A 25,094-nucleotide genomic window follows, 5' to 3' on the forward strand; every position below is an offset into this window, starting at 1 on the left:
TTTTTTCATATATCCTTCCAGGAAATATCATAAAAGGTCTTCTTTAAGTTTATCGGCTCTTTTTCCAGAAAACTTTTTATAATCCGGGCAATCTGTTCCGATGTGGTTCCGTCTCCATAGGGATTCCGGTATGTTCCGGTTTTCATTTCCAGAGCCTGCGTCATGGCTCTTTGGATGGACTGGCAGTCGGAACCACAGTTTATAATACTGTCTGCCATAATCCGGCCTTTCTGCCGGTCTCCGATATTGACGGTGGGAACCCCCAGAGCCGGAACTTCAATGATTCCGCTGGAAGAATTGCCCAGAACAAACCTGGCATATTTTACTGCGCTCAGATAGCGTTTCATACCAAGGGAGGCCACCAGTTTCATATTGGAATGCCCGGATGTTTCCCGCTCCATATATGCGTTGATTGCTTCTCCTCCGGCGTCTGCATTGGCTTTTGTAATCAGATAAAACAGATTTGGCCGGGATTCCATGGCCTGAAACAGTTCTCTGACCTGCGTTTCAGCCTCTCCCGGCTCCAGTGTAACGGGATGGAACGTAACCACCGCATAATCTTTTTCTGCCGGAAATCCGGCCTGCTCTGCCAGTTCCGGCCGGCTCAGCAGTTTTTCCTGTAATATATTTTCCACACCCAGAGCTCCCACATTAAATACCCGCTCCGGTTCCTCCCCCATCTGGATGATTCTCCTGCGGTATTCTTCCGTGGAAGCAAAGTGCAGATAACTCATTTTCGTCACCGCATGGCGGATATTATCATCAACAGCTCCCTGGGTCAGCTCGCCTCCATGAATATGAGCTATGGGTATCTGCTCATTCATGGCCGCTGTGCAAAAAGCCAGAATTTCTGTCCGGTCTCCCAGAACCACCAGTAAATCCGGTTTTTCTTCCTGAAAATACCGGCCGAATTCCAATAATGCACATGCCTGAGTTCGGGTAATATCATAGCTGGTATTTCCCTCTGCATTTATGGGAATTCTGGCTGAAATCTCTATTCCGTCCCTCTCAATTTCCCGGCAGGTATATCCCTGGCTTTCCGTCAGGTGGGAACCGGTAACCACCAGGCTGGTTTCCAGCTCCGGCAACGATTTCAGTTTCAGAATCAGCGGTTTTAAAATACCGTACTCTGCTCTGGTAGCAGTTATAATACAGACTTTCTTTTTTTTCATGGCAGGAATCCTTTTACTGTCTCAATATTTCTGTCCCAATCAGCTCATCTTCCGCGTAATCCCGGTCTGCCTTCCGTCCCATCAGTTCAGGCCAGCGCATGGGAGAAATTCCCGTTCCGGGCCTTTTGGCAGTCAGATTGTCCTCGCTGAGTGTTTCGCCTTTTTTTATCCGGCATCTGGCCACAATGCTTTTCCGGGCTACTGCCCGGTTCTTCTCCTCGGATTGCGAAGGTTCTTTTTTCCCGCTGCCCAGGGCCTGTTCCACATTGCGGACTGCTGTTACCATGGCCTTCAGTTCCTCCGGCTCCAGGCTGGCCCGGTGATCCGGCCCTTCCATGGTCCGATCCAGAGTAAAATGTTTCTCAATGACACAGGCCCCCAACGCCGCCGCTGCAATGGGAATCTCAATGCCCTTCGTATGATCTGAATAGCCCACAGGCAGATGAAATTCCCGTTCCATGGCTGCCATGGCTTTCAGATTCACATCTTCCATGGGCGTGGGATATTCCGTATTACAGTGGAGCAGGGTAAGTTCCGGTGTGCCTGCCTTTTTCAGGCAGTCCACAGCCTGCCGTATTTCTTCCAGATCACACATGCCGGTAGACATAACCACCGGTTTTCCTGTACCGGCAATTTCCAGCAGATAAGGCAGGTTGGTGATTTCTCCGGAAGGCAGTTTCCAGAAATCCATATTCAGTTTATCCAGAAAATGAATACTGTCCAAATCAAAGGGAGTGGACAGAAATCCTATTCCCTGCTGCCGGCAGTATTCGTTCAGTTCCAGAAAATCCTTCTGTGTCAGGGCCAGCTTTTTCAGCATTTCCAGCTGGCTTTCCTCTGTTCCGGTGGTCTGTTTCTGATATTCCGCTTTCTCAGCAAAAACGGACACCAGTTTTTCCGGAGAAAAGGTCTGGAATTTAATATAATCTGCGCCTGCCTCTCTGGCCGCCAGAACCATCTGTTTTGCTGTTTCCAGACTGCCGTTGTGATTGACGCCTGCTTCTGCAATTATGATAATGCTCATAGACTACTCCTCATAACCGTTCAGAACCCATCACAGTTCTCATTCCTCATTCTTTTCACATAGGCCGTGCCGGAACTCCGGCCACTTTGCTGCCGGATGGAATATCCTTCACAATTACACTGCCGGCCCCGGCAGTCACATCATTTCCGATGGTAATCCCCTGGATTACTCTGGTTCCCAGGCCCAAATCACACCGGCAGCCCACAGTAACCTGTCCGGCCAGCTTTACATCCGGGCTTAACGTGGTAAAATCCCCCACCGTTCCGTCATGGCAAATCATGGAACCTGTGTTGAGAAACACAAAATTCCCCAGTGTCACATTGGTGGATACCCTGCAATCCATGGACAGTATACAGCCCTGCCCCATGTGCACATCGGAGCAGATTCTGGTATCTCCCAGGATAAGATTCGGAAATTTCAGCCGGGGATTTCCCATGAGTTTTTCTGCAATTTTCCTGCGAAGCCCCGGCTCTCCCACGCAGACTGCCACATTGGTTTCCTGCTCCAGGGCCAGCAGATACTCATCGTCTCCCAGATAAGGGCAGGTGATATTTCCCACAGAAATATCCGTTGTGCCATGGCTTATGCGGGGCTTTACATCCACATACCCCATGATGTTCCACAGGCCTTTCGGGGCATGGCTTTGATTTACCATTTCAAGCTGCCAGAGAAGCTCCCGCATACAGCCGCCGGAGCCTGCTAAAATCAGGTTCTGTGTCATTTTGCAGTTACTTCTTTTGCAGCTTCTCCAAGGGCTTCAAATACAGGAATCACTTCCGTAAATTTCTCTGCCATCTGTGCGTCGTCTTTGGCTGCAATGGCGTCGCCCAGGGCTTTTATTTTTTCGTTGAACATTTCTTTTTCAATGCGGACTTTGTCCTCGTTCAGCAACTCCATGGTACCGTTGAATACCTGAATTTCCCAGTTCATGGCCTGTACGATATCGTTCAGAAATGCTTCGGTATCTTCCAGACGTTCTCCGGACAGTTCCTTTACAATAATGTTCATGTTTTTTACCAGACGTACATTAAACTCCAGTAATGTCTCCAGTGCTTCTTTCTGTTCTGCTCTGTTCTCAATCATTTTTTTATCCTCCTGATTTGTATATTTCTTTACAAACTATGTTATGAAATGGCTTCTCTTATCATTTTTGCCATATAATCAATCATCTTCTCTGTCATTCCCGGATAAACCCCAATCCAGAAACTGCGCTCCATAATAAGGTCTGTCTGCTCCAGCGAGCCTGCCACCCGGTATCCCCGGCCTTCCTGTCTCATCTCATCAAAGCAGGGCTGGCGCACCAGATTTCCGGAAAACAGCATTCTGGTCTGAACACCGTGATGTTCCAGATAGCTGACAACCTGATTTTTGTCCACGCCCTCCCGGCAGGTAATCAGAAAGCCGAACCAGGATGGTGAAGAATCCGGACAGGCTTCCGGCAGAATCAGATATTCTTCCAGTTCCTGCAGCTGCTCTTTCAGCCGGTTGAAGTTGGCTCTGCGCTTTTCCACAAATCCCGGCAGTTTTCTGAGCTGGGCGCAGCCCACAGCAGCCTGTAAATCTGTAGCCTTTAAGTTATAACCGAAATGGGAATAGACATATTTGTGGTCATATCCCAGGGGCAGTTCTCCGTACTGCCTCTCAAAACGGTGGCCGCAGAGATTATCCTGTCCGGAAGGGCACATGCAGTCCCGTCCCCAGTCCCGCATGGAGCGCATAATTTTGTGCAGAAGGGGATTGTCTGTATAGACAGCACCGCCCTCTCCCATAGTCATATGATGGGGCGGATAGAAACTGCTGGTTCCCATGTCCCCGATACTTCCCGTTTTCTTCCATACACCGTCCATATGGTATTCACTGCCCAGAGCGTCGCAGTTGTCTTCCACCAGCCAGAGGCTGTGTCTGTCACAGAATTCTCTCACTGCTTTCAAATCAAAGGGATTTCCCAGGGTATGGGCAATCATCACGGCTTTTGTTTTCTCTGTAAGGGCCTGCTCCAGAAGGCTCACGTCGATATTATACTGGGGAATGGTAAGGTCCAGAAAAACCGGCACCGCTCCGTATTGAATACATGGTGTTACTGTAGTGGGAAAACCTGCCGCCACGGTAATGATTTCATCTCCCCGGCAAATACGCCTCTCTTTTAAAAGGGGAGAAGTCAGTGTCATAAATGCCAGCAGATTTGCCGAGGAACCGGAATTCACCAGGGAGCAGTACTTTACACCGATATATTCCGCCAGTTCCTGCTCAAACTGTTCCGTATAGCGCCCGGAAGTGAGCCAGAATTCCAGAGCGCTGTCTGTTAAATTCCGCATTTCCTCCTGGTCATACACTCTGGAAGCATAGGAAATCCGGTCTCCCTCCCGATATTCTTCTGTGTTCTGATGGAAAGTCTTATAATATGCTTCCACCATGGAAAGGATTTCCTCCCTTGCCTCCTGTTCTGTCTTCTGTTCAAACATAATCTGTCTTCCTTTCTGTCTGAATTAATACCAGAGCATTGCGTAACTGATAAATCACCAGAATTTCATACTATAATTATTATTCAATATTTCAGCTTCGCTTATCACATGTTCCAATCAACACCTGTTTTCCACAGAAAGCAAATCCGTATTTCCGGATTCTTTCTTCCGGAATTCCCCTGGCTGTAAGCGCCGCGGCATAACTCTTCTCTTCTATCTGTTTCAACGCTTCCGCCACCGTATCAGAAAGTTCCTGTTCCTTCCGGGAATCCTGTACTTTAAATTCCAGAATAATTCCATTACCACTCTGACTTTTGGGCTCCAGCATGACGTCATACCTGCCAAATCCGCTTTCTCTGTTGGAAGTAATGATATAGCGGTTTTCCAGTTCTACCAGCAGACCTAACATAAATCCATGATAAAATCGTTCTGATTCCTCTCTGTCAGAATGCTTTCCCGTATCAAAATAACTGAAGGTTTCACTGGTAATACGATTCATGTATGCGTTCATTTCTTCCAGATTTCCTCTCAGAAATGATTTGATAAACCTTTGATAACTTGACGGATTACCGGAAAACCACCTGTGTATCATACTTCGGAACATCAGATTCACTTCCCGGTTTGTCAGTGCCAGTTCATATTCAGGTTCCGTTATCAGCTCATCGCTTCCATAGTCTTCATAGCTGACTGCCTTCAGATATCCGCTGGCAAGAAGCAGGCTCCATACAGCATACTCATTGTCATCCAGCCAGTTATATACAATCTGTTCATCTATGGGCACGAACAAATGCTCTCCACGCAGCAGGATTTCAAATGATTCCTTCAACTCCGGGCTTCCTTCCCGAATGAGTTTTCCTGCCAGGCTGTTAGAACTGGTATTTGCCCAGTATGCTGCAAATTTCCTTTTATCCAGAAAATTCAGAATCGACCAGGGATTATAAATATCTGTCCGGCTGCCAAAAATAAAACCGTCATACCACTTTTTCACATCCTGCTTTTTGGCCGATAAGCCAAACTCATCAAGGGCATGAAAAACTTCTTCCTCTGTAAAACCGAAATCATCTGCATATTTTTCTGACGTGGTTGTTATCACCTTTAAATTCAGGTCTAAAACTACGGACTTCTCACTTATATTGGTATCGCCTGCATAAAAATTCGCTTCGCGAATGGCAGGCGAGCAGGCAATCAATCTGCAAGGCAGATTGGTTACAAAAGTGATCCCCGTCATAATAGCCCGTTCCAGCCAGGGATTTGTCTTAAATGACGAATTAAACAGATTGCGGATAAAGGCTGTGATTTCCTCCCAGTAGCCATTCACATATGCCTCCTGCATTGGTGTATCATATTCATCCAGCAGAATAATTGCTTTTTTCCCATAATACTGATACAAAAACTTCGACAGCTGAGAAAGGGAAAGAGATAAATCCACTTCATTCATCTGCTCTCTTACGCCATACATATATGATTTATCTGCCATCGAAAGTTTATCACTATTCAGAAGAAATTCATACTCTGAATATAAATTAATCATCAACCGGCAGATTTTCTGCTTCATCATATCATAAGAAGTCTCTTTCACACTGCCAAAAGAAAGACTGATAACCGGCCAGGTTCCCTGCAGTTCCCTGTACTTCTCCTTCTGCCATATGGCCAGGCCTTCAAATAAATCTCCCCTGTCCGCGTATTTAACAGAAAAAAACTTTTCCGTCATGCTCAGATTCAGAGTTTTGCCAAAACGACGGGGACGGGCAATCAATGTCACTTCGTCATTGGATTCCCACCATTCTTCTATAAAATCTGTTTTATCTATATAGAAATTATGACTGATTCTTACTTTTTCAAAATCCTGATGTCCGATTCCTACAGTTCCTGCCATAAATTCCTCCAAATGATAGCTTCAAATCCCCGGCCTGACCTTTATACCTTCCAGGGGGCTTTCCCGCTGTTCCAGAGCTTTTCCAGATATTCCCGGTCGTGGATATTGTCCATGGGGGACCAGAAGCCCGGATGTTTATACGCCGCCATCTGGCGGTCTGCTGCCAGCCTCTCGAAAGGCTCCCGCTCCAGCATGGTACTTCCGTCTCCCAGATATTCATATACGGAAGGCTCCATAACCATAAATCCAATGTTGACCCAGGCCTGGTCAGAACGGGCTTTTTCCTGAAAACCCAGCACCTGATTGCCCGCGGCATCCAGCTGCAGCGCTCCAAACCTGCCTTCCGGCTGAGTGGTGGAAATCGTCACTGATTTTTTCTGCTCTCTGTGAAATTCCAGAAGACGATGGATATCCACATCGGAAACACCGTCCCCGTAAGTCAGCATAAAAGGCTCCTCGCCTATGTAATCACGGGCCCGCAGAATTCTTCCCGCTGTGAGTGTCTCAAGCCCTGTGTCCACCAGCGTCACCTTCCAGGGCTCGCTGTTTTTGTCCAGCACCTGGACTTTCTGGTTCTTCAGGCTGATTTTCAGCTGGCTGTTGTTCTGATAATAATTGACAAAATATTCTTTTATCATATGCCCTTTGTAACCGCAGCATATAATAAATTCCTGAAATCCGAAAGCCGCATACTGCCTCATAATATGCCATAATATGGGCCTGCCTCCGATTTCCACCATGGGCTTGGGACGAAGCCTGGATTCCTCGCTGATTCTCGTTCCTTTTCCGCCTGCTAAAATAACTACTTTCATATCTGCCGCTCTTTCATTGTGAATTCTTTTATCTGATGTTACACTTACTGCTTCTTCCCCAAAAACTCCTTAATCTGGCACTCCATACAGGAACGGATATCTCCCCGTTCCCGATATACTTTGGTCCATTCCACGGTTTTTTCCACTGCAGTTCTAATCTTCCAGGCGGGCTTCCAGCCAATCCGGGCTTTAATCAGGGAACAGTCCAGCTTCAGGAAGGAGGCTTCGTGGGGACCCTCTTCACAGAGATTTTTCCAGCTCAGTCCTTCTCCCCAGGACTGACAGAACAGATCTGTCAGTTCCCCTACGGTAATGCAGTCTTCCTCATCAGGGCCCACGTTATAATAGCCCTGCTTATGGGCCTCTTCGGCCTGCTGCTCCACAATGGCCAGATAGGCAGTCAGAGGTTCCAGTACATGCTGAAACGGGCGTATGGAATAAGGATTTCTCAGAATAATTTCCTCTTTTGCCAGCGCTGCCCGGACACAGTCAGGGATAATCCTGTCTTTTGCAAAATCCCCGCCTCCGATAACATTTCCGGCTCTGGCCGTGGATACCGCAATATTCCTGCTGTCAAAAAAAGATTTCTTATAGCTGTGGGTAACCAGCTCAGAACAGGACTTGCTGTTGGAATAAGGGTCGTAACCATCCAGCGGGTCTGTCTCCCGGTATCCCCAAATCCATTCCCGATTTTCATACACCTTATCCGTGGTTACATTTAGTACGGAACTTACGCTTTCCGTATTCCGCACGCACTCCAGAAGGTGTACCGTTCCCATCACATTGGTCTCGTAAGTGTAGACGGGATTCTCGTAACTTTCCCGCACAATGGGCTGGGCTGCCATATGGATAACCAGTTCCGGCTGATATTTGTCGAATACAGATTTCAGGTTCTGATAATCTCTGATATCGCCTTCCAGATCTGTCATTCCCTCTCCTGCGCCGGAGAGCTGAAACAGGTTCTCTTCTGCCGGCGGCTTTAATGCATAACCAATTACCCTGGCCCCTGTCATCTGCAGCATAAGGCTGAGCCAGGCGCCTTTAAAGCCCGTATGGCCGGTGAGCAGTATGGTTTTGTTTTTATAAAAATCAGACATGTTTTATTCCTCCACGAACACTTCGCAATATCTGGTATGTAAGCGGTAATAAGAATCATTCCGTATATATTATCGTAAATATTTCATTCCTGCATAACATATATGGCGAATGAAACAGATTATGGATGGTTCCTGCCATAAGCCACTCCAAACAATAAATCCGCTATACTGTCAACTGACCATAGTATAACGGATTTTTGGCGAAATTACAACTGAGCTGCATAAATTCAATGGACTGCTGACTGAATCAAACCATAGTCTGTTCGTTTATATCCTCAGCCCCTTTTCTTCCAACAACAGCTTTCCCGCAAGAGCCTTACATTGCATGGAAAATAATTCTACGGCTTCCTTCAAATTCCCCTGGTCTGAATCAGACATATGGTTTCGCACAACATCACTCAAATCCATGCCTTCCAGACGACTTCCAAACTGACGGTTAAAAACTTCAAACTTTCCTGCCAGAAAATTCATATCTCCTTCTGTCAGTCTTTCAATTTTTCCCACATCATGATCAGCCAGGTCTGCCATTTTGTATAATTCATACACTGCGTCAAGTCTGACTGACTGTGCTTCCGGATATTCCAGATCAAATTCCAGACGCTTTCCTTCCCCTTCCTGAAGCAGAGAAATGCCAAACTCTTCTTCCATCTTCCTCAGCATGTCGTAAGCACGGTTATACCAGGTATGATTCTGAACTTTCTTATAACCATTCTCTGCAATTTCAGCTGCTTCCTCCTGATGTGACAGCAGATATTTCAGACGTCCGGACAGGGATTCAACATCTTTTAATGAAAAAATAATCAGCTCTTCATTATCCCTAAAATTCTCCACAGTATACTTACTTTCATCTGTAACCGCAACAGCTTTACTCAACATGGCCGCTGCGATTCTCTCCTGAAAAGCATCCTTAAACCAGGGCATAATATTCAGAGCAATTCTGGCGTCTGCCAGCGCTTTTTCTGCTGCATAAGCACCGCCTTCATGAATCACAAGATTTTCCATATGTTCCGAATAAAAATTCTCCCACCCCTGTCCAAACACATGAATGGTCAGGCCGTCACCCAATAATGCACGGATTACTTTGTCCCGATAATAAAAACGGGCATAAAAATCAACTTTAAAAAATTCACCCATCAGTTCATGAAAATCTGCATCACTTACTTCCTGATTATACTTCTTCAATGTTCTGGACAGACATTCCTCCAGCGTATACTGTGAATTTACAATAATATCTTCCAGCATGTCTTCCAAAAATTTTAACAGTACACCGCCCTGTCCAAACCGTTCTGATAATTCTTTCTTTATTTGCTCCGGATCCTGCCAGGTTCCGGTAAATATAATATCCAGAGTCCGCTTTTCATACGGTATATATTCCGGACGTGCGCTTCCTGACAACGGAATAAACGATGTGTGTTTAACCATTGGAAAAAATTTATCTATGTAATCACAGAAGTTTCTGTCACATCCAAACACAATTGTCCTGTCATCTGCCTGATTCAGATGGGCCCCAACTCCAACAGGCGGATCACACAGATAAATACCGTATATGCTTTCCGTTGAAAGATTTCTCGTAATTCCCCAGTCACAGCATACACCGTTCAAATCCAGAACCATATCAAATTTATATTTCGCAAGTACATGATTATATAACATGGGCTGCGCCAGAGACCATCCATCCAGAGTACAGGTATTACACCCCAGTTTCCGCATGGCCAATGCCCATTCTTCAATATATCGTTCTGAAGAAGCATAACGCGATGCTGTTTTTATTAATAAAATATTTTTTCTTTCCATTCCAAACTCCCGTTAAAGGTTTCCCTGTTTCCTATGAACTAATCCTCCCATACTTTCCAGGGCGCTTTTCCTGCTGCCCAAAGGTTGTCAAGCCACGTTTTATCCCGGATTGTTTCTACCGGCGACCAGAACCCCTCATGCCGGTATGTCTGTACTGCCTTTTCCTGCGCCAGGCACTCCATCAGTGTAGCCGCTCTGGTGGGAGAATCAGGCGCAAAATACGGAATTGCCTCAGGCTCCAGTACCATACTGCAGGCATTTACCCAAGCCTCACCGGCAGAAGCTCTGTCCATAATACCCTGGTATTTGCCGTTCTCACTTAAAGCCAGTATCTCATTTCTTCCTGTGGGATGGGCAACCGCAAAAGTAGCGATATCTCCATGAGCTTTGTGCTGCTCTGTCATTTTCCGGATATCAATGTCAGACAGACAATCTCCATAAGTCACCAGCACAGTTTCACTTCCGCTGTATTCTCCTGCCATATACAGCCGGTCTGCCACGGAAGAACTGCGCCCGGTATCAATTACAGACACCTTCCAGTCTTCTGTCTGCTTCCGGTGTATTTCCACATCATTTGTCTGCAAATCTACCGTAATATCAGACTGATAAATATAAAAATTCATAAAATATTCTTTGATTGCCTCGCCTTTATATCCGGTACAGATAATAAAATCGTTGTATCCATAATAAGCATACTGTTTCATGATATGCCATAAAATCGGTCTGCCGCCAATCTCCGCCATTGGTTTTGGCATCTTTTCGTCTTCTTCTATCAATGTGCTTGGCAGGCCGCCTGCCAGTATAATTACTTTCATCTGCTTACCTCTATTGCTTCCGTCTACAAAAGAACAACCTCATTCTCCGTATGCATTTCTTCCAGCTGTTCTCTGATCCTTTCTCCATACAACATAGAACAGATTAAAACTGTACAATGCTGATCCTTCAAATATTCAGGTGAATATACTGTATATCCATATATTTCCATTCCCTGTTTAATTTTATTATTATCTACAAATCCTTTTATATTACATTGTGATAAATTTGTAGTCGCCAGCAAACTCATCACATAAGAACCTGTTCCCCAGATCACCAGTTCTGTTTTTTCTTTTTTTAACGTTTCTATAACCGATTTTATCCGTTCTGCACGCTCCTCCTGGCGTCGAAAATAAGAACAAACCGCATTTTTTGTAGCAGTATCCTTCTCAGGCAATACTGTCTGATCTGCCTTACGGTAAACCTGTATCAAATCTATCGCATCATGTTTCTGTGCAATTCGTTCCATACCATGCAGGGCCATCAGATAATCCAGCGATTTTGCTGAAAAATAATTAATATGCTCCAGATTAAAATGGTTGGGAATACTGGACATATCATCTTCGATTTCTGAATAATCAGGAACACTTATCATGAATACACCATTTTTTTTCAACATCTTTGCAACATTATCCATCCCTTTTCCTGGAATCAGCAAATGCTCTGCCACCTCAAACAGGAAAATACAATCATACTTTTCTGTTTCTTCCGGTGCAACTTCAGAGTAAATACTTGCAACATACGCCTCAATTCCCGTTTCTCGTAAACGCCTCACACTTTCCTCAGAGGGATCTGCTCCCGTAATATTTGAATACCCATGCTGCTTTAATGCCACTTCAAATCGTCCGTTTCCTGCCCCTATCTCCAACATCACAGACTCTTTTGTAATATATTTCAATAAAAACTCTTCCACCATTTCAAAACGAAGACTGTTATCATCTTTGCTGTCATCACCATAAAAATTAAAATTACTGTAATACCAGTCCAGATCTTCCATAGACGCCGCTGTATCTGCATAAACAAATCCACAGTTATCACATACCACCACATTATAGGAATCCGGCAGACGATAATTTTCCGGAACTCTCATTTCAATTTTCCTGATCACCTCTGTATGATTCCCGCCGCATACAGGACAAATTCTGTTTCCCACAATTACATACCTTCCTTACCTGATTTTTCAAAAAAACTCATTATCTTTTCTGCCTGTTTCTCCGGAGATATATTCCCGTCATTCTGAATTGTCAAATCCGGACATTTGGGTTCTTCCAGTCCTACCTGAAAACCTGCCAGCTCCTTTTCCTCTCCGGATTCATATGCACTGTACAGTCCTTTCTGGTCACGTTTTTTCAGCGTCTGCATGGTAACCTTTACATAAATCTCATGATAATTTTCGATATTTTCCCGATTCCATTCCCGTACACTGTCAAACATGGAAATTGTACAGCAAATTACATTTAATCCCTGACTCTGTAACATATGGCATAAACGTGAATATCGCATGGCACATTTTCTTCGATCTGCTTCCGAATATCCAAGATCATTCCCAAAAATCTCCCTCATAATATCCCCATCCAGAAATACTGTACCGGAATACTTCGTTTTTAATTTTTCATAAAATATCCTGCCAATAGTGGTTTTCCCTGCTCCTGAAAGTCCTGTAATCCAATAAACTGCTGCCATTTCCTGCCCTTTCCTGCCTGATACTATTTTATCTTTTTCTCCACAATCTTTAAATCATCACAGTCATCAATTTCAAACCAGCCACGCTGAATATGTACCGCTTTCAGTTTATAATTCTCATCAACAAGGCCCTGCAGCAAATCTGTCATATACATCTTATCATAATTCCGTTCTGTTCTCCAAAGCTGTTCTCCGGCTTCTGATCGTCTTCTGGCCTCTGCTGCAAGATTAAGTACATTCTTTAACCCCTGTCCCCTGAATCGCATCAGGCCAATGTACTGAGACTGTACATGTTTCAGTTCTGATGTCCTCTGGCCGATTTCTGTAAGATAATCATTCTCATCAAACATGAGAGACTCCGCATCATCCAGTGGATTATCACATCTTTCTGACCAGTATTCATACCAGCCATCATCCACAATCACCGACATATCATCAGATGTTTCCAGAATTTTCCTCAGGACTTTTTCGCTGTATATGATATCTCCATACGAAATAAGAATATCATCCTCCCGTTCCATCAGATCCTTTGCACACATGAGAGAGCATACCATATTCGTTGTTTCAAATTCTTCATTAATTATAAAATGAATGCCTGTTTTCTGCAGCTTTTCTCTTAACACATCACTTCTATAGCCAGCAACAATCGTAATATCTTCTTCTTTCATACCACAAGAGTACATGGTATCAAGCTGCCGCTCTATAATGCTTCTTCCATTTACCTCAACCATACATTTCGGACAATGCTCCGTCAACGGACGCAGCCTGCTTCCCTGCCCCGCTGCCAGTATAATTACTTTCATCTCATTTCCTCTCTTTTTCAAATAAATCCTGTAATCGTCTTATATCCTCCATACAAAATTCTGACTCTCTTTCAGGATGCCACATAACCGCCAGAATGCCTTTTTCCCGGTCCGTAACTGCCTCAATCACTCCATCTTCTGAAATTGCCAGAACTTCCAGAGGACGCTTCACCTGAAAACATGCCTGATTATGATAACTGTTTACGGTAAATTCCCCCAGACTGCCCTGAACCTTATGGCGAACTGCCACATGCCCACTGATTTCCTCAAGTCTACAGTCATAATAATCCAGAATCACCTGCATTCCACGGCAAAAACCAAAAACAGGTACGTTCCCTTTCAATGCAATGTCCAGTAATTTTTTCTCTGTCTCATCACGTTCAGGCGCCTGTCCGCCATACCTCACCAGGCTGTTCCCACCGGTCAGAACAAGACCGGCAGGCTTCAACTGATACATCATTTCTTCTGCTACTGATAAAACATTTGGCAGCGGAATCGGAAGAAATCCGCACTTTTCCAGAAAAACAGGAATGCACTGATCTGCACAGTCTCTCCGTTCTCCATAACTTTCCACGACCTCTACCCGCTGCGTATATAAAACGATTTTCATTACAGTTTCCTCACTTTACCTGCGCCATCCATATCCTGGTAGTATAAGGAATTTTAATATATTCCTGCCCTTTCCCTTCTACCACTTCTCTTATTCTCTCATTGATATACTGAAATTTTTCTTTTGACTGCCTCTGAACTGTCCCATGGGATTTCCAGCCTTCAATAAAATCTTCTGACAGAACTTCATGTATAACGGTTCCTTCCACAAAAACCACTTCCCGGAAGTTTCCGCTCTCATTAATCACCCCCGTCTGATCTTCTCTTCTGGTCCCATAACCGTAATTTTCAATCTCCTGCATTAATACAGCCTCAATTTCCTTTTGCAACGGGTCATTCAAATCCCTGTGATTCCACATACAGGCAAACCATCCATTATCCTTTAAAATTCTTTTTGCCTCCACCAGTGCTTTCTGCCTGTCACACACATTAAAGGAAGATCCAAACGTCACCATATCAAATTTTCCGGTTTCCATACCGGTATGTTCTCCAACGCCTTCAAACCATCTGACATTCTCAAATTTTTTCGTTCTCTCTATTCCGTTTGCCCGCATGGCGTCATTTGGCTCCACAGCAAATACTTCCAGGCCATATTCTGCCAGTTTTATGGTCAGATGAGCTGCTCCGGCTCCAACATCACAAACCAGATCACCTTTCCGCACTCCTGCTGTCTGTAACATTTTATCAATAGCTGTCTGTGCGTAATCCGGCCTTTTCAAATATGCTGCTGCCAATTCTGTATAATCCCATTCTGTTTTCATTCTGATTCTCCTTTCAAATTATAAATAAGCAATTACTATCTGTTTCTTAAAATCCTGACATTTTTCGCCAATGCATTGATTTCCAGTATTTCAGCCTTTCTGTACTGTTCAAAACGCTTCGTACCAACGCCTACCACCGCTGGAATCCCCAGTTCTCCAGCCCTTATAGCCATATGGGAATTTGCCCCTCCATACTTTGTGATAAACCCTCTGATTCCATGTGCAAAAATCCAGTCATAGCCCGGATCAGCGCTCTGAATGAATACTATTTTGTCCTTTATTTCTTTACTGTCAACAGAGCCTTCCAGCACCAACGTCTCACCAGCCACACATCCCAGCGTAATATAATTAGGCTCTGTATCCGGATAATAAAAAGACCAGACATCCTCTGCGTTCAGGATAAGAGGCGGCAGCGTCACAGATTTTGTCAGCTCATATTCTTCCCTGCCTTTTTTTGCGGCTCTCTTTAAATTCATTTCCGTGTCCTTTGTGGACATATACAGTTCTCTGACTGCCTGTATGTTCATATAGGCGCATTCTTCCCTGGAAATACCATACTTTTCTCCGATTTTTCCCAGTATCTGTATCGCTTTACTCAGGTTCCTGGTAAAAACAAATTTTCCATACTCCCTTCCCTCTATTACTCTTTTTATAAAATCCATAAGTTCCAGAATGTTATTGTTCAGGCCATTCTCAGTCAGTGCATCGGTGAGACCCTGCATCTGCTTCAGAGAAAGGCGAAATACCTCCCCGGAAGATACCTTCTCTTCACTGTCCTCCTTATTCCAGTCAAAATAAAGTTCCGGAGCCTCATCATAGCGGGGAGAAGTAATATCATATGTTCCTGGTCGAAGATGTCCATATTTTTTAAGAAAACTATGTCTGGACAGTTCTTTAAAATCTCTGTTCATATTAGAGCTGACCGTTTCAACCCCTGCCATAAAAAGTTCATAATCTTTCTCTGAAATAATCTTTCTATTTACCAGTGACTGCAAAAGCTGCACTGCAATAAACGCCGCTCTTGCCAGTCCTGCGAAAGGCAGTGTTCCATATCGCTTGCAGTCTTCCAGTAACCAGTATATTTTCTCCAAATCTCCCAGATCACTGGACATTACTTCTTCATAGCGCTTTTCCAGAACTCTGATTTTTTCATAATCTTTCCGCCAGAGCCCTGTTTCATGGTTAATAATCCGATTAGTAATGTTCCTCAGAGAAGTTATAACTGCTTCCGTTTCCTCTGATGTGAAACCATACTCTGCCAATATCCGGATGCGTTCCGGCAAATCCAGTGTATAGCAGGAAAATACAATATCAAATTCAACTTTATCATGTTTCGACGGTTCTTTTTCCAGTCGCTCCAGATAATAATTTACCAGTTTTTCACTTATCATTTCATCCAGTTCTGCCGGAATAAAAGAATTAAAACTGACCCGAACATCAATATAGGGCAACCCACAGAAATCAACCATAAGTGGAAAGCTCCTGAGATTTCTGTATCCATAATTATCTCTCTGATACGCCCATATATTGTCGGTAATAATTTCACGGTATAATGACATTGCCAGGGGCTTTGGACGTATTCCTATCATTTCAGCAGGGTTCCAGTCCGGCATGACGCCATAGACTGTCTTTTTTCCACATAAAAAGGGTCGGGGAGACTGCTCCATTTTAATTTTTCTTTCAATCCTGGCAAGTTCTTTTTCCTGTCTTTCACAATCCGCCGTCGCTCCGTTTAAGCATAGTGATCTTACCTGAAAAATATACAATATATCTTCTTCTGTTACCGCAAATTCCACATCCAGATTATTTTGCCCAAACAAATTTTCCAGTTCTTCCAATGTGATATATAAATTTGCAGGAAATCCTTTTTCCGCTCCCGTTGCTTCCTTTTTGAACCTGTAAAGTAATTTACTCTCTTTTCCACTGCCTGATGTGACAGCTGATGTGGAACCTGTCTCATCATAGTTAATCACATAATAATTTCCAAGTGTACTTGGCTCAGCTGTAAATGCAACCCCACAATATTTCACATTTTGCAGCATGGGCTGAACCAGAATCTGGTTACCTCCATTATCATCATCAAAAGAAGCAATCACTCTGTTTACAGCCTGTACAAAATTCTCATAGCATGTTACATTTCCCACTGATTCAAATTTTCCGGCCTGAGACTCTGAAGCCGTGTCTTCATTTAAGGCAGAACTTCTGACGATCAGAGGACTTACTGAAAATTCTTCTATAATTTTCTCCCACAGTGTTTCCTGTCTTTTCTCATTCCATTCTTTCACTGTAAAAGAAAGCTGAGGCAGAACCTGTGCCCTGGAAAGTTTTCCATATATTCTCTGTAATGTTTCAGCTTTTGTTCCTAACTCCAACATTGACTTATCCCTCGTCTGCAACCGGTCTGATATAATCATAGTATTCTGTTTCTTCTTTGTATCCACGCATATATTCTGCATACATCTTCTTTATAAACTCGTTTATATCATATTTATCTTCCGGTCTTCCATATTCATCAAGAACCTCCTGAGCAATTGAGGCAAATTTAAAATCTTTCTGCAATATCTGCTCCAGAGCTGCTTCATCAAATTCTGTAAACTCCGGTACATCATTTTCATATCCGTAGGCCTTTTTAAATTTAGAATAAATCATATTAAGCCTTGCTTCATCCCATACTGTCAGTGCCTCTGAAAAATTCTTTTCTCCAACTGTTGTTGTATCATTGCCTGTAATATATTTCACACCATCCGCTGTAAACACCGGAAAATAAACTTCATATCCGTTTGTTGTGGTAGACGACAGAATATCACTGTATGGAATTTTCATCCAATCACACAGACTTCTCATTGTTTCTTCCGAACGGAATTTTAAATCCTCAAAACGAATTACCTTTACGCAGTCAATACCTTTACGCTTTTCCAGATTCAAACCCATCTCACATTTTATGGTATGAATAAAATCTGCATCCTTTGTGAGAATAATATTATCTTTCCCTTTTATAATCATCCTGCGAACATAAGAATAACATTGCTGCACGGGTTCCCGGATAATGATCAGATTTTCTATCCTGGAAAACTCATCCTTATGAAAATATTCATATGTATCAGCCACATCATAATTTGTTTTATGCATATGATAAAAAAGCCAATAAGAAGTGTCTCTTTTCTTTCTTCCCAGACAATTATTATATGCTGCCGCATAAATTTTCATCATATCTCCAAAAGAAGTAAGTGATATCTTCCGTCCTGCAAACTGTATCCGAAGCTGACGCATAAAATCGTCCGGATGTATCAGAACATCATCCATAAACTGGCCTTTTTCGTCCATAATTAATGCAAATTTATTATTTTTCACACAACTCAAATGGCCGTATGCTGAATGAAAATATCCAAACATCTGTGCTCCCATTTCAATCAGTAATTCTGTACCTTCCAGATATTTCAACCTGTGTTCGTAAACGAGTCCAAATACATGGGTACTGTATGGCAATGTTAAAATATCCGGATGACCGTCTAAAAGCTGTTCCAGATAAAAACTGCCTGAATTTGACATGTGATTAAAAATAACCACATTCTGTATTTCTTCTGCACAAATTAATTCTTCCCGATTCTCAACAATGTCCATATCATTCACATTCGCCAGGTCAAGCAAATAAAGATACAGAGGAATCCGCAACTCTGAATTGCTGTCATATACTCCATATTTTTTAAGATTTCTGATCATATTGGTAAATCCGTCTCTGTTCCATGTGCCAACTCTCTTCTCCACATCAATACAAACCAGATATACAGCATTCGGATATCTCTCTACTGCTTCTTCCAGAGAATAAACCGGTAAATCCTGATATTTCTGTCTGCACTTCTCCGGTGCATCATCACAGAAACACACCGGATTACATCCCATTTTTGTAAATATCCGATACGCAATTTCACCCCAAAAACCAGCCCCATACAAACACATTTCCCGTTCTTTCGCCTGATTAATCGTATCTGTTATACTTTTATGCCACATTTCTTCACTACTCCTTATAATCAACTTTAACTTACGCACTATTTCAAATAATTTTTCAGGCAAATCGTCTCAAAGGTAGACCACTTTCTCCGGTCTATGCAGTCATACCAGATATCTTCCTGTTCCTCAATTTGGATTAACTTTTGAAGAAATGTTTCATTTATTTCTTCTTTGGGTATAATTACTACTCCTGAGTCATCGCACACTGCCACTGCCCCCTGATATACATTTCTCCTGTTACTGATTATTTCCCTGTATTCTGTTTTATCTACAGGTTTGTTAAAACAACCCACAGGAGATACTCCCTGACACCAGACAGGATAATTCTCTTTGATCAGCGTATGGGCATCCCTCATTTTTCCTGTACAGACAATTGCCCTGTTTCTTAAATACAGTAAAATATATTTTGATACAATATCACCAATAATTGCCCGTTCATGTACGTCTATCGCATCTATCAGAACTATCTTTCCGGCAACGGGTTTATTATGTAAATCTTCATGCACTGTCCAGTTCGATTCCTGAACAGCATACAGATATTCTATTTCTCCTACAGCAAAATGTCTGGCATTCAGTGCCTGGACTTCACATAACGCTCCGGTTTTTCCCAGACAGTCTGCCACCTCTGTTGTTGAAACACGATTTTGTTCTATATAGTCAATAATCTTTTGTTTTATATCCATATCCTCCTCCTGCTATTCACAATGTAATATCATTGTACCGCTGGCATCTGTTAAAATAACAGTATCATTATCTGTTATCATCGTCTTTTCATCTGATTTTTTATTTTCAAAAGAATACCTTTTTACTCTGAGCTTTCTGCCATTAATTTCACAAATTGCTCCATAAAATTCCCGCTGGGACAAAATCTTTCCGCGGATTACATCAAAAGTATCAAAATTCAAATCAATTATAATATCTTTTTCAGAAATTTTAGGCCAATATTTCCCGGCGAGAATCAGTTCTCCCTCCAGTTTCCCATTCAGAAACAATTCCAGGCGTTTTAACAAATATGGAATACCTTCTGTCAGTTTTGCATTTAATGAAGGCACATCATCCTCCTGGTCTACCAAAACTTCATATTCACCAATAAGCAAACCTTCATCTATTCCTCCTGTCAGTTTATATAAAGACAAACAGGTTTCAGTATCTCTGTTAAGTATAGTTCTTACAACAGCATGCGCCCCTCTGTTAAAGCGTAAATTTCCTCCGTGAAAATTATAGATAGCATACTTCTGAGCCATACTTTCCGGAATAATAAATTCAAATTTGTACATTATGATAAAATCAATTTCCATGGCAGAAACATTATCTGTAATACTGCTTAATTCCTGTTTTTTACTTATTTCATAATATTTCAGATTTTTATTCTTTACCAATTCGTAATATTTCTCTGTCAACCTTCCTGTTACACCAACAGCACCTGTCAAATCCAGGAATTCACATTCCAGAAGATATTTTATCATCTTCTCAGAATATCCAAAATAAATTACCTTTTTCATTTTACTTTCCCTGATTCCTGCATTTCTCAGGTATTTTACAGACGGTCATCCGAGTCTTTCCGCTTCTGAGCTTTGGAATATCATCTACATATTCAAATTTCCAGTTACTGTCTCCGCCGAAAAGTTCTTTACATTCTTTCACAATCATATCTTCATAAGTATGATTTGTCGTATTCAATATCCATGTAAAATTATGATAATCCTCCTGAACAAGCTGAAATTGTCTGATATCCATAAAGGGCTCTAAAAATGAAATACTGTTAAAATAATTTATCATTTGTCCATCCGTAGTGTAAAGGGCATCTGTCTTTCTTCCATGTATTTCTGTTATATATACTTTTCCGTCTGCCATAGTCTTTTTCGTCACCAAATCACCGTTCTCATATCTTATTACAGGAAATGCTTTATTAAAAAAGTCAGTAAGCACCAGTCTCCCAACTTCTCCCTCTTCTGCCGGCTCATTGCTGTCCATTTTCAATATTTCAAAGTAAAAATCTGCCGTATTTGCCCTGCTGCCAAGACCGCTTCCATCTTCTACAGCCAGTACGCCATTTTCCTCATTAGCGTAAAGGACATACACCGGGCAGCCAAAATATTCTGAAATCGTCTTTCTGGCAGTTTCTTTCAATGTCTCGGAAACCGAAAATATCCCTTTTAACCGGCATTTTCTCCCCGCTGCTTTCCCATTTATAATAAAACGCGAAAGATGATCCAAATAGGAAGCCATACATGTGAGTGTTTCAAATTTTTCTTTTTCCAAATATTCCAGAAGACTGGAAAATGCTTTTTCATCATGATGTTTACTATCCAAATAATAAACATTATCTCTGATTTGCCGTTCCACAGGTATATTTTTATCAGCTACTGTCTCACTGATAAAGAGTGTTTTTGTATGCGATGGAACGCCCACATTAGCGCGAAATACTTTATTTCCGGCTATCCATCTGCAATGTTTATATCTGTCCATAACCATTTTAAAAGGCGTACCTGTAGAACCGCTTGTATATTTACAGCAGTTATCTTCCAGGTTTTCATATTCTTTTACTGCAATTTCATCCCAGTGCTCTTTTAAGTGAGATTTATCAACAACAGGGAAGTCCTGTAACGTCTGATATCCTTTATACTTTTTGTAATAGTCTGAAAACATAGTTGCAAAGTTAAGAATCTCATTTAAATAATGTTTTTGAAATATCTCCGTACATTCCGGATGTCCAAGTATATAATCAATTTCATCACAGCAATTTACCAGACGCCCTTTATTATTCTCAATATCATCTTTCACAAAAGCTGTATATTTTAATTCTCTTTCTGTCATGATGTATATCTCTCCTTTTACAAACAGTCATCTCTGATTTTCAATTCCATTAATATATTGGAATCATTATCTCCAATTTTTTCAAATCCAGATTTTGTATACATTTCATAAGCAATCAGATTTGTTTTAGCAACCTCCAGTCTTATTTTATGCATTCCATTCTTCCTGGCAGTCTTTATTGTCGATTTGAGCAGGTAATTCCCGTACCCCCCCCCCTCTGTATTTTTTCCGTACCACTATTATCGACAGCCAGGCAATTCTGTCAGTTATATCATTTGCATAAACTGAGGCATACCCCATATTATCCATACCGGAATTTTCATCTCTTATAACCATAAATTCTGCTTTTGATGCAAATTTTTCACTTAGTTCTCTTAATTTTTCATCTGAAATGTTTTTGTTGTACAAGTCATTTCGACATTCAAATAAAATATTTTCAATTATATCCTTTTCATTTTCTGTAGAAAAAATCATATCTTTATCTCCTGCCGACATACAATTTTCACATTATTATCTATATCTTTTATCAACTGATCCAACTCACTTTTTTTCTCACAGCCCGCAATATAGAATCCGGCTCTCTCAGCATCATTTTGAGCATTCTCTATATAAGTGCCTGCCTTAATATTAAATCCATACGCAAGGATATCAGGATTGTTTCTCAAAATATCCAATCCATCTATCTTTTCAACAATACCTCTTTCAGCAGGAGGATCAAAAAATCTTAATACCGCACAGCGCTCCCTCAGATTTTTATTTACTTCAAACTCCGGACTTGTGATATTACCAAGAGCACATTCGAGCAAATAATCATAATTATCCACCCCGGACATAAAAGGAACAATATGGGAAGATATTAAGTTTCCCCCTCCTCTGGCCGCAATCTCAATCAAATAATATCTGCCATTCTGGAATTTATACTCTGCATGTGTTAAGCCAAACTGTAAGGACGATTTATTTACAAATAAATCATTCTCCACTGTTAATTCCTGATAATCATACAGTTCGCTGTCATGAGTAAAATAAAGCTCACAGGCAATATTGGAATTGTACGCATAGTGTTTCTTTTGAGAAATAGCCAGCGTGCAGTGCCTGTCCGGAGTTTTGATCCCGTCAACAGTAAACTCCGTACCTTCTATATATTGTTCCGCCAGTATGGCATTCCGTACTTTACTGAAAGATAATGTTTCTTCAAAATGCCTTCGGATATCTTCCGTACTTTCAATTGTAAAAACACCTCTGCTGCTATTACTGTCCAATGGTTTTATAATAATTTTTGAATTAATAAATTCAAAAAAATCAACTGTTTCTTCCAGGGTCCTGCACATCCTGTATTCCGGTACATGTAATCCATTTCTTCTGGAAAACTCCCGCATTTCGTATTTATCTGTAAAAAGACGTGCGCTTTCTCTGTCCAGTGCCGGCAAACATAAACGTTCTCCCAATTCTGCCAACAAAGGCATCGCAATATCGCATTCCTCTGAAATAACAGCATCAGCTTTTATATCTTCACAATATTTTACCACTCTCTCAACATCAAAAATATCACTTTGTAAATATCCATCTGCATATTTGAATGCCGGAGATTCTTCATATGGATTAATCACAAATGTCTTATATCCCTTTGCCTTACTTTTTTTTATTATGGGTATCTGCCATTCACTGCCTGGTAATACCACAATTTTTTTTCCCAAAACAACCACTCACGTACTGATATACAATCCTGAATCTAAATTATCAGTACGTTCTCCTTCCTGAATTTTTTATTCAAATAAAATGCATATGGAACACAATTTCAGCGTTTCCGAAGGGTTGTTTCTCCTGAAAATGTAAACTCAATTTGGTAGTTTTACCAAAACATATCCGGAAACAACCATTTTTTCATCCTGGTTAAAAATCATTGTTTCCAATTTCGCCTTATTCCGGGGAAGTATTTCTAAAATTTTCACTACTATAATTTTCCCACTCAGAATTCAAAAATCATCAATTCCTATATTACTACTGATTGAAATGTTTTTTGTTCCATATATACTCGCCTTTTTACTGATTAATACGTTTTTACCTCTCCCCTCATAATTTAATGCCTTTTTCTTTCAATTCGGTTATAGAACAAAAGCTATTCACGCTCACTCACTCCTTCCTCTCTTCTTCATAAATATTGAGAGAATGCCATTGGTTTGCTGCCTGTATATCCATTTAAAATGCTCTGATAATATTTATATACATAAACTGATAATCTTTTTTATCCCTTCTTTTTCCAAATTTTCATATAACGGAAGTACCAATATCTTCTCGGCCAAATTTCTTGCATTTCTTAAATCAAGTTTTTTATATTTATTTTTATAACATGCCTGGTCTGAGGTCAGGGGATAAAAATACTTTCTGGAATAAATTCCGTGCTGCCTTAAATGATCATAAAGTTCATTCCGGCTCATCTTATACTCATCTTCTATAATCACAGGAAAATAAGCATAACTGCTGTTTGCCTCCGGATTTTTCTTAAAGAAGCGGATTCCTTTTACTTCTTTCAGATTTTCCATATAACAATCATAATTGTGCCTTCGTTTTTCTCTTACTTCTTCAACATGCTTCAGATTGCACAGCCCCATAATTGCACTGAATTCATTCATTTTTGCATTCGCTCCTACTCCTGCCACAAGATTTTCATTGCGTATGCCAAAATTCTTGAGATTATACAGCTTCTCGTAATAGCGATGTTCCGAAAAGGTAACTGCCCCTCCTTCAATGGTATTATACACTTTTGTCGCATGAAAACTGAATATTGACGCATCACCATAACACCCAATCCCCTTTTCTTTATACTTTACACCAAAAGCATGGGCTGCATCATAAATCACTCTCAAATCATATTTGTCTGCTATTCTCTGAATTGCTTCTACGTTACAGATATTTCCGTACACATGCACAGGTACAATTGCCACTGTATGTTCCGTGATTAAATCTTCTATTTTTGTCTCATCTATTGTCCCATCAGACAGTTTTATGTCACAAAATATGGGTTTTAAGCCATTCCTTACAATTGCATGTGTTGTTGAAATAAAAGTAAACGGCGTTGTAATTACTTCCGCTCCTTCCGGAAAGCCCATCATTTGAATCGCCATTTCCAGTGACATATGGCCGTTTACCATTAACGATAATTCCGGAACATCCAGATATTCCCGTAATTCTTTCTCCAACTGCCCGTGATACTGCCCCATATTTGTCAGCCAGTGGGTATCCCACAGGGGCTTAATCGCTTCTATGTATTCTTCATAAGGAGGCATAGAAGACTGTGTTACCAAGATATTTTCCTGCACTTCTTATTTCTCCTTTTTCTTATTTTACGGTATTTCATATTAATTT

24 protein-coding genes are annotated in these 25,094 nt (G+C 41.5%); all 24 read right to left on the minus strand.

Annotation, left to right across the window (positions count from 1 at the left end; all coding sequences use genetic code 11):
• Positions 1-5 precede the first annotated feature (5 nt).
• The 24 genes from neuC to VSQ32_15320 all read right to left on the minus strand — a co-directional run bounded on the left by neuC (position 6) and on the right by VSQ32_15320 (position 25,048).
• Complete coding sequence (neuC, locus tag VSQ32_15205; GenBank protein MEH2944171.1) at positions 6-1,172, minus strand: UDP-N-acetylglucosamine 2-epimerase; 1,167 nt, start codon at positions 1,170-1,172, stop codon at positions 6-8.
• A 13-nt stretch (positions 1,173-1,185) separates the two neighbouring features.
• A complete protein-coding gene (neuB, locus tag VSQ32_15210; protein MEH2944172.1) occupies positions 1,186-2,196 on the minus strand; it encodes an N-acetylneuraminate synthase in 1,011 nt (336 codons plus the stop codon).
• A 55-nt stretch (positions 2,197-2,251) separates the two neighbouring features.
• Positions 2,252-2,917, minus strand: a complete 666-nt coding sequence (locus VSQ32_15215; GenBank protein ID MEH2944173.1) for a hypothetical protein — start codon at positions 2,915-2,917, stop codon at positions 2,252-2,254.
• On the minus strand, positions 2,914-3,279 hold the full coding sequence (locus VSQ32_15220; GenBank protein MEH2944174.1) for a molecular chaperone: 366 nt from the start codon (positions 3,277-3,279) through the stop codon (positions 2,914-2,916). The genes VSQ32_15215 and VSQ32_15220 overlap by 4 nt, the downstream gene beginning before the upstream one ends.
• A gap of 41 nt (positions 3,280-3,320) precedes the next feature.
• Positions 3,321-4,658: a lipopolysaccharide biosynthesis protein RfbH gene (gene rfbH, locus VSQ32_15225; GenBank protein ID MEH2944175.1), complete on the minus strand. Its 1,338-nt coding sequence runs from the start codon at positions 4,656-4,658 to the stop codon at positions 3,321-3,323.
• Positions 4,659-4,749: 91 nt separating this feature from the next.
• Entirely contained in the window at positions 4,750-6,534 is a 1,785-nt protein-coding gene (locus VSQ32_15230; protein MEH2944176.1) for an AAA family ATPase, read from the minus strand.
• Between the two features lie 41 nt (positions 6,535-6,575).
• Positions 6,576-7,346, minus strand: coding sequence for a glucose-1-phosphate cytidylyltransferase (rfbF, locus tag VSQ32_15235; protein ID MEH2944177.1), 771 nt, complete (start codon positions 7,344-7,346; stop codon positions 6,576-6,578).
• A 44-nt stretch (positions 7,347-7,390) separates the two neighbouring features.
• Positions 7,391-8,443: a CDP-glucose 4,6-dehydratase gene (rfbG, locus tag VSQ32_15240; GenBank protein ID MEH2944178.1), complete on the minus strand. Its 1,053-nt coding sequence runs from the start codon at positions 8,441-8,443 to the stop codon at positions 7,391-7,393.
• Between the two features lie 267 nt (positions 8,444-8,710).
• The gene (locus VSQ32_15245) at positions 8,711-10,237 is read right to left on the minus strand and encodes a glycosyltransferase (GenBank protein ID MEH2944179.1); all 1,527 of its coding nucleotides are present in this window, start codon (positions 10,235-10,237) and stop codon (positions 8,711-8,713) included.
• Positions 10,238-10,275: 38 nt separating this feature from the next.
• Positions 10,276-11,052, minus strand: a complete 777-nt coding sequence (locus VSQ32_15250; GenBank protein ID MEH2944180.1) for a sugar phosphate nucleotidyltransferase — start codon at positions 11,050-11,052, stop codon at positions 10,276-10,278.
• A gap of 23 nt (positions 11,053-11,075) precedes the next feature.
• The gene (locus VSQ32_15255; GenBank protein MEH2944181.1) at positions 11,076-12,047 is read right to left on the minus strand and encodes a class I SAM-dependent methyltransferase; all 972 of its coding nucleotides are present in this window, start codon (positions 12,045-12,047) and stop codon (positions 11,076-11,078) included.
• 158 nt (positions 12,048-12,205) lie between these two features.
• A complete protein-coding gene (locus tag VSQ32_15260; protein ID MEH2944182.1) occupies positions 12,206-12,733 on the minus strand; it encodes an adenylyl-sulfate kinase in 528 nt (175 codons plus the stop codon).
• Between the two features lie 23 nt (positions 12,734-12,756).
• Positions 12,757-13,536, minus strand: a complete 780-nt coding sequence (locus VSQ32_15265) for a phosphocholine cytidylyltransferase family protein (GenBank protein MEH2944183.1) — start codon at positions 13,534-13,536, stop codon at positions 12,757-12,759.
• A gap of 1 nt (position 13,537) precedes the next feature.
• Positions 13,538-14,146, minus strand: coding sequence for a gamma-glutamyl-gamma-aminobutyrate hydrolase family protein (locus VSQ32_15270; GenBank protein MEH2944184.1), 609 nt, complete (start codon positions 14,144-14,146; stop codon positions 13,538-13,540).
• Positions 14,147-14,156: 10 nt separating this feature from the next.
• Complete coding sequence (locus VSQ32_15275; GenBank protein MEH2944185.1) at positions 14,157-14,906, minus strand: class I SAM-dependent methyltransferase; 750 nt, start codon at positions 14,904-14,906, stop codon at positions 14,157-14,159.
• 35 nt (positions 14,907-14,941) lie between these two features.
• Positions 14,942-17,281 (minus strand): PEP/pyruvate-binding domain-containing protein, encoded by a 2,340-nt coding sequence (locus VSQ32_15280; protein MEH2944186.1) that lies wholly within the window; start codon positions 17,279-17,281, stop codon positions 14,942-14,944.
• Positions 17,282-17,285: 4 nt separating this feature from the next.
• The gene (locus VSQ32_15285) at positions 17,286-18,914 is read right to left on the minus strand and encodes a hypothetical protein (GenBank protein MEH2944187.1); all 1,629 of its coding nucleotides are present in this window, start codon (positions 18,912-18,914) and stop codon (positions 17,286-17,288) included.
• A 38-nt stretch (positions 18,915-18,952) separates the two neighbouring features.
• Complete coding sequence (locus VSQ32_15290) at positions 18,953-19,597, minus strand: RraA family protein (GenBank protein ID MEH2944188.1); 645 nt, start codon at positions 19,595-19,597, stop codon at positions 18,953-18,955.
• Positions 19,598-19,609: 12 nt separating this feature from the next.
• Positions 19,610-20,416 (minus strand): formyltransferase family protein, encoded by an 807-nt coding sequence (locus VSQ32_15295; GenBank protein ID MEH2944189.1) that lies wholly within the window; start codon positions 20,414-20,416, stop codon positions 19,610-19,612.
• 1 nt (position 20,417) lies between these two features.
• Positions 20,418-21,731, minus strand: a complete 1,314-nt coding sequence (locus tag VSQ32_15300; protein MEH2944190.1) for an AMP-binding protein — start codon at positions 21,729-21,731, stop codon at positions 20,418-20,420.
• 17 nt (positions 21,732-21,748) lie between these two features.
• Positions 21,749-21,925 carry a GNAT family N-acetyltransferase gene (locus tag VSQ32_15305; GenBank protein MEH2944191.1) on the minus strand — a complete coding sequence of 59 codons (177 nt, stop codon included), beginning with the start codon at positions 21,923-21,925 and terminating at the stop codon, positions 21,749-21,751.
• Positions 21,879-22,205 carry a GNAT family N-acetyltransferase gene (locus tag VSQ32_15310; protein ID MEH2944192.1) on the minus strand — a complete coding sequence of 109 codons (327 nt, stop codon included), beginning with the start codon at positions 22,203-22,205 and terminating at the stop codon, positions 21,879-21,881. The genes VSQ32_15305 and VSQ32_15310 overlap by 47 nt, the downstream gene beginning before the upstream one ends.
• Positions 22,202-23,425: an ATP-grasp domain-containing protein gene (locus VSQ32_15315; protein MEH2944193.1), complete on the minus strand. Its 1,224-nt coding sequence runs from the start codon at positions 23,423-23,425 to the stop codon at positions 22,202-22,204. The genes VSQ32_15310 and VSQ32_15315 overlap by 4 nt, the downstream gene beginning before the upstream one ends.
• Positions 23,426-23,947: 522 nt before the next feature.
• Entirely contained in the window at positions 23,948-25,048 is a 1,101-nt protein-coding gene (locus VSQ32_15320; GenBank protein MEH2944194.1) for a DegT/DnrJ/EryC1/StrS family aminotransferase, read from the minus strand.
• Positions 25,049-25,094: the final 46 nt, after the last annotated feature.

The organism is Lachnospiraceae bacterium JLR.KK002 (assembly GCA_036941025.1).
In the GTDB taxonomy this organism is placed as follows: domain Bacteria; phylum Bacillota; class Clostridia; order Lachnospirales; family Lachnospiraceae; genus Petralouisia.

Coding starts and splice junctions, on each gene's coding strand:
- neuC (MEH2944171.1), bottom strand. CDS start 1,172: ATGAAAAAAAAGAAAGTCTGTATTATAACTGCTACCAGAGCAGAGTAC.
- VSQ32_15265 (MEH2944183.1), bottom strand. CDS start 13,536: ATGAAAGTAATTATACTGGCAGCGGGGCAGGGAAGCAGGCTGCGTCCG.
- VSQ32_15245 (MEH2944179.1), bottom strand. CDS start 10,237: ATGGAAAGAAAAAATATTTTATTAATAAAAACAGCATCGCGTTATGCT.
- VSQ32_15295 (MEH2944189.1), bottom strand. CDS start 20,416: ATGAAAAAGGTAATTTATTTTGGATATTCTGAGAAGATGATAAAATAT.
- VSQ32_15230 (MEH2944176.1), bottom strand. CDS start 6,534: ATGGCAGGAACTGTAGGAATCGGACATCAGGATTTTGAAAAAGTAAGA.
- VSQ32_15260 (MEH2944182.1), bottom strand. CDS start 12,733: ATGGCAGCAGTTTATTGGATTACAGGACTTTCAGGAGCAGGGAAAACC.
- VSQ32_15250 (MEH2944180.1), bottom strand. CDS start 11,052: ATGAAAGTAATTATACTGGCAGGCGGCCTGCCAAGCACATTGATAGAA.
- VSQ32_15220 (MEH2944174.1), bottom strand. CDS start 3,279: ATGATTGAGAACAGAGCAGAACAGAAAGAAGCACTGGAGACATTACTG.
- VSQ32_15280 (MEH2944186.1), bottom strand. CDS start 17,281: ATGTTGGAGTTAGGAACAAAAGCTGAAACATTACAGAGAATATATGGA.
- VSQ32_15275 (MEH2944185.1), bottom strand. CDS start 14,906: ATGAAAACAGAATGGGATTATACAGAATTGGCAGCAGCATATTTGAAA.
- VSQ32_15290 (MEH2944188.1), bottom strand. CDS start 19,597: ATGGATATAAAACAAAAGATTATTGACTATATAGAACAAAATCGTGTT.
- VSQ32_15270 (MEH2944184.1), bottom strand. CDS start 14,146: ATGAAAATCGTTTTATATACGCAGCGGGTAGAGGTCGTGGAAAGTTAT.
- rfbG (MEH2944178.1), bottom strand. CDS start 8,443: ATGTCTGATTTTTATAAAAACAAAACCATACTGCTCACCGGCCATACG.
- VSQ32_15215 (MEH2944173.1), bottom strand. CDS start 2,917: ATGACACAGAACCTGATTTTAGCAGGCTCCGGCGGCTGTATGCGGGAG.
- neuB (MEH2944172.1), bottom strand. CDS start 2,196: ATGAGCATTATCATAATTGCAGAAGCAGGCGTCAATCACAACGGCAGT.
- VSQ32_15285 (MEH2944187.1), bottom strand. CDS start 18,914: ATGTGGCATAAAAGTATAACAGATACGATTAATCAGGCGAAAGAACGG.
- rfbF (MEH2944177.1), bottom strand. CDS start 7,346: ATGAAAGTAGTTATTTTAGCAGGCGGAAAAGGAACGAGAATCAGCGAG.
- VSQ32_15300 (MEH2944190.1), bottom strand. CDS start 21,731: ATGACAGAAAGAGAATTAAAATATACAGCTTTTGTGAAAGATGATATT.
- rfbH (MEH2944175.1), bottom strand. CDS start 4,658: ATGTTTGAACAGAAGACAGAACAGGAGGCAAGGGAGGAAATCCTTTCC.
- VSQ32_15255 (MEH2944181.1), bottom strand. CDS start 12,047: ATGGAAGATCTGGACTGGTATTACAGTAATTTTAATTTTTATGGTGAT.
- VSQ32_15310 (MEH2944192.1), bottom strand. CDS start 22,205: ATGATTTTTTCTACAGAAAATGAAAAGGATATAATTGAAAATATTTTA.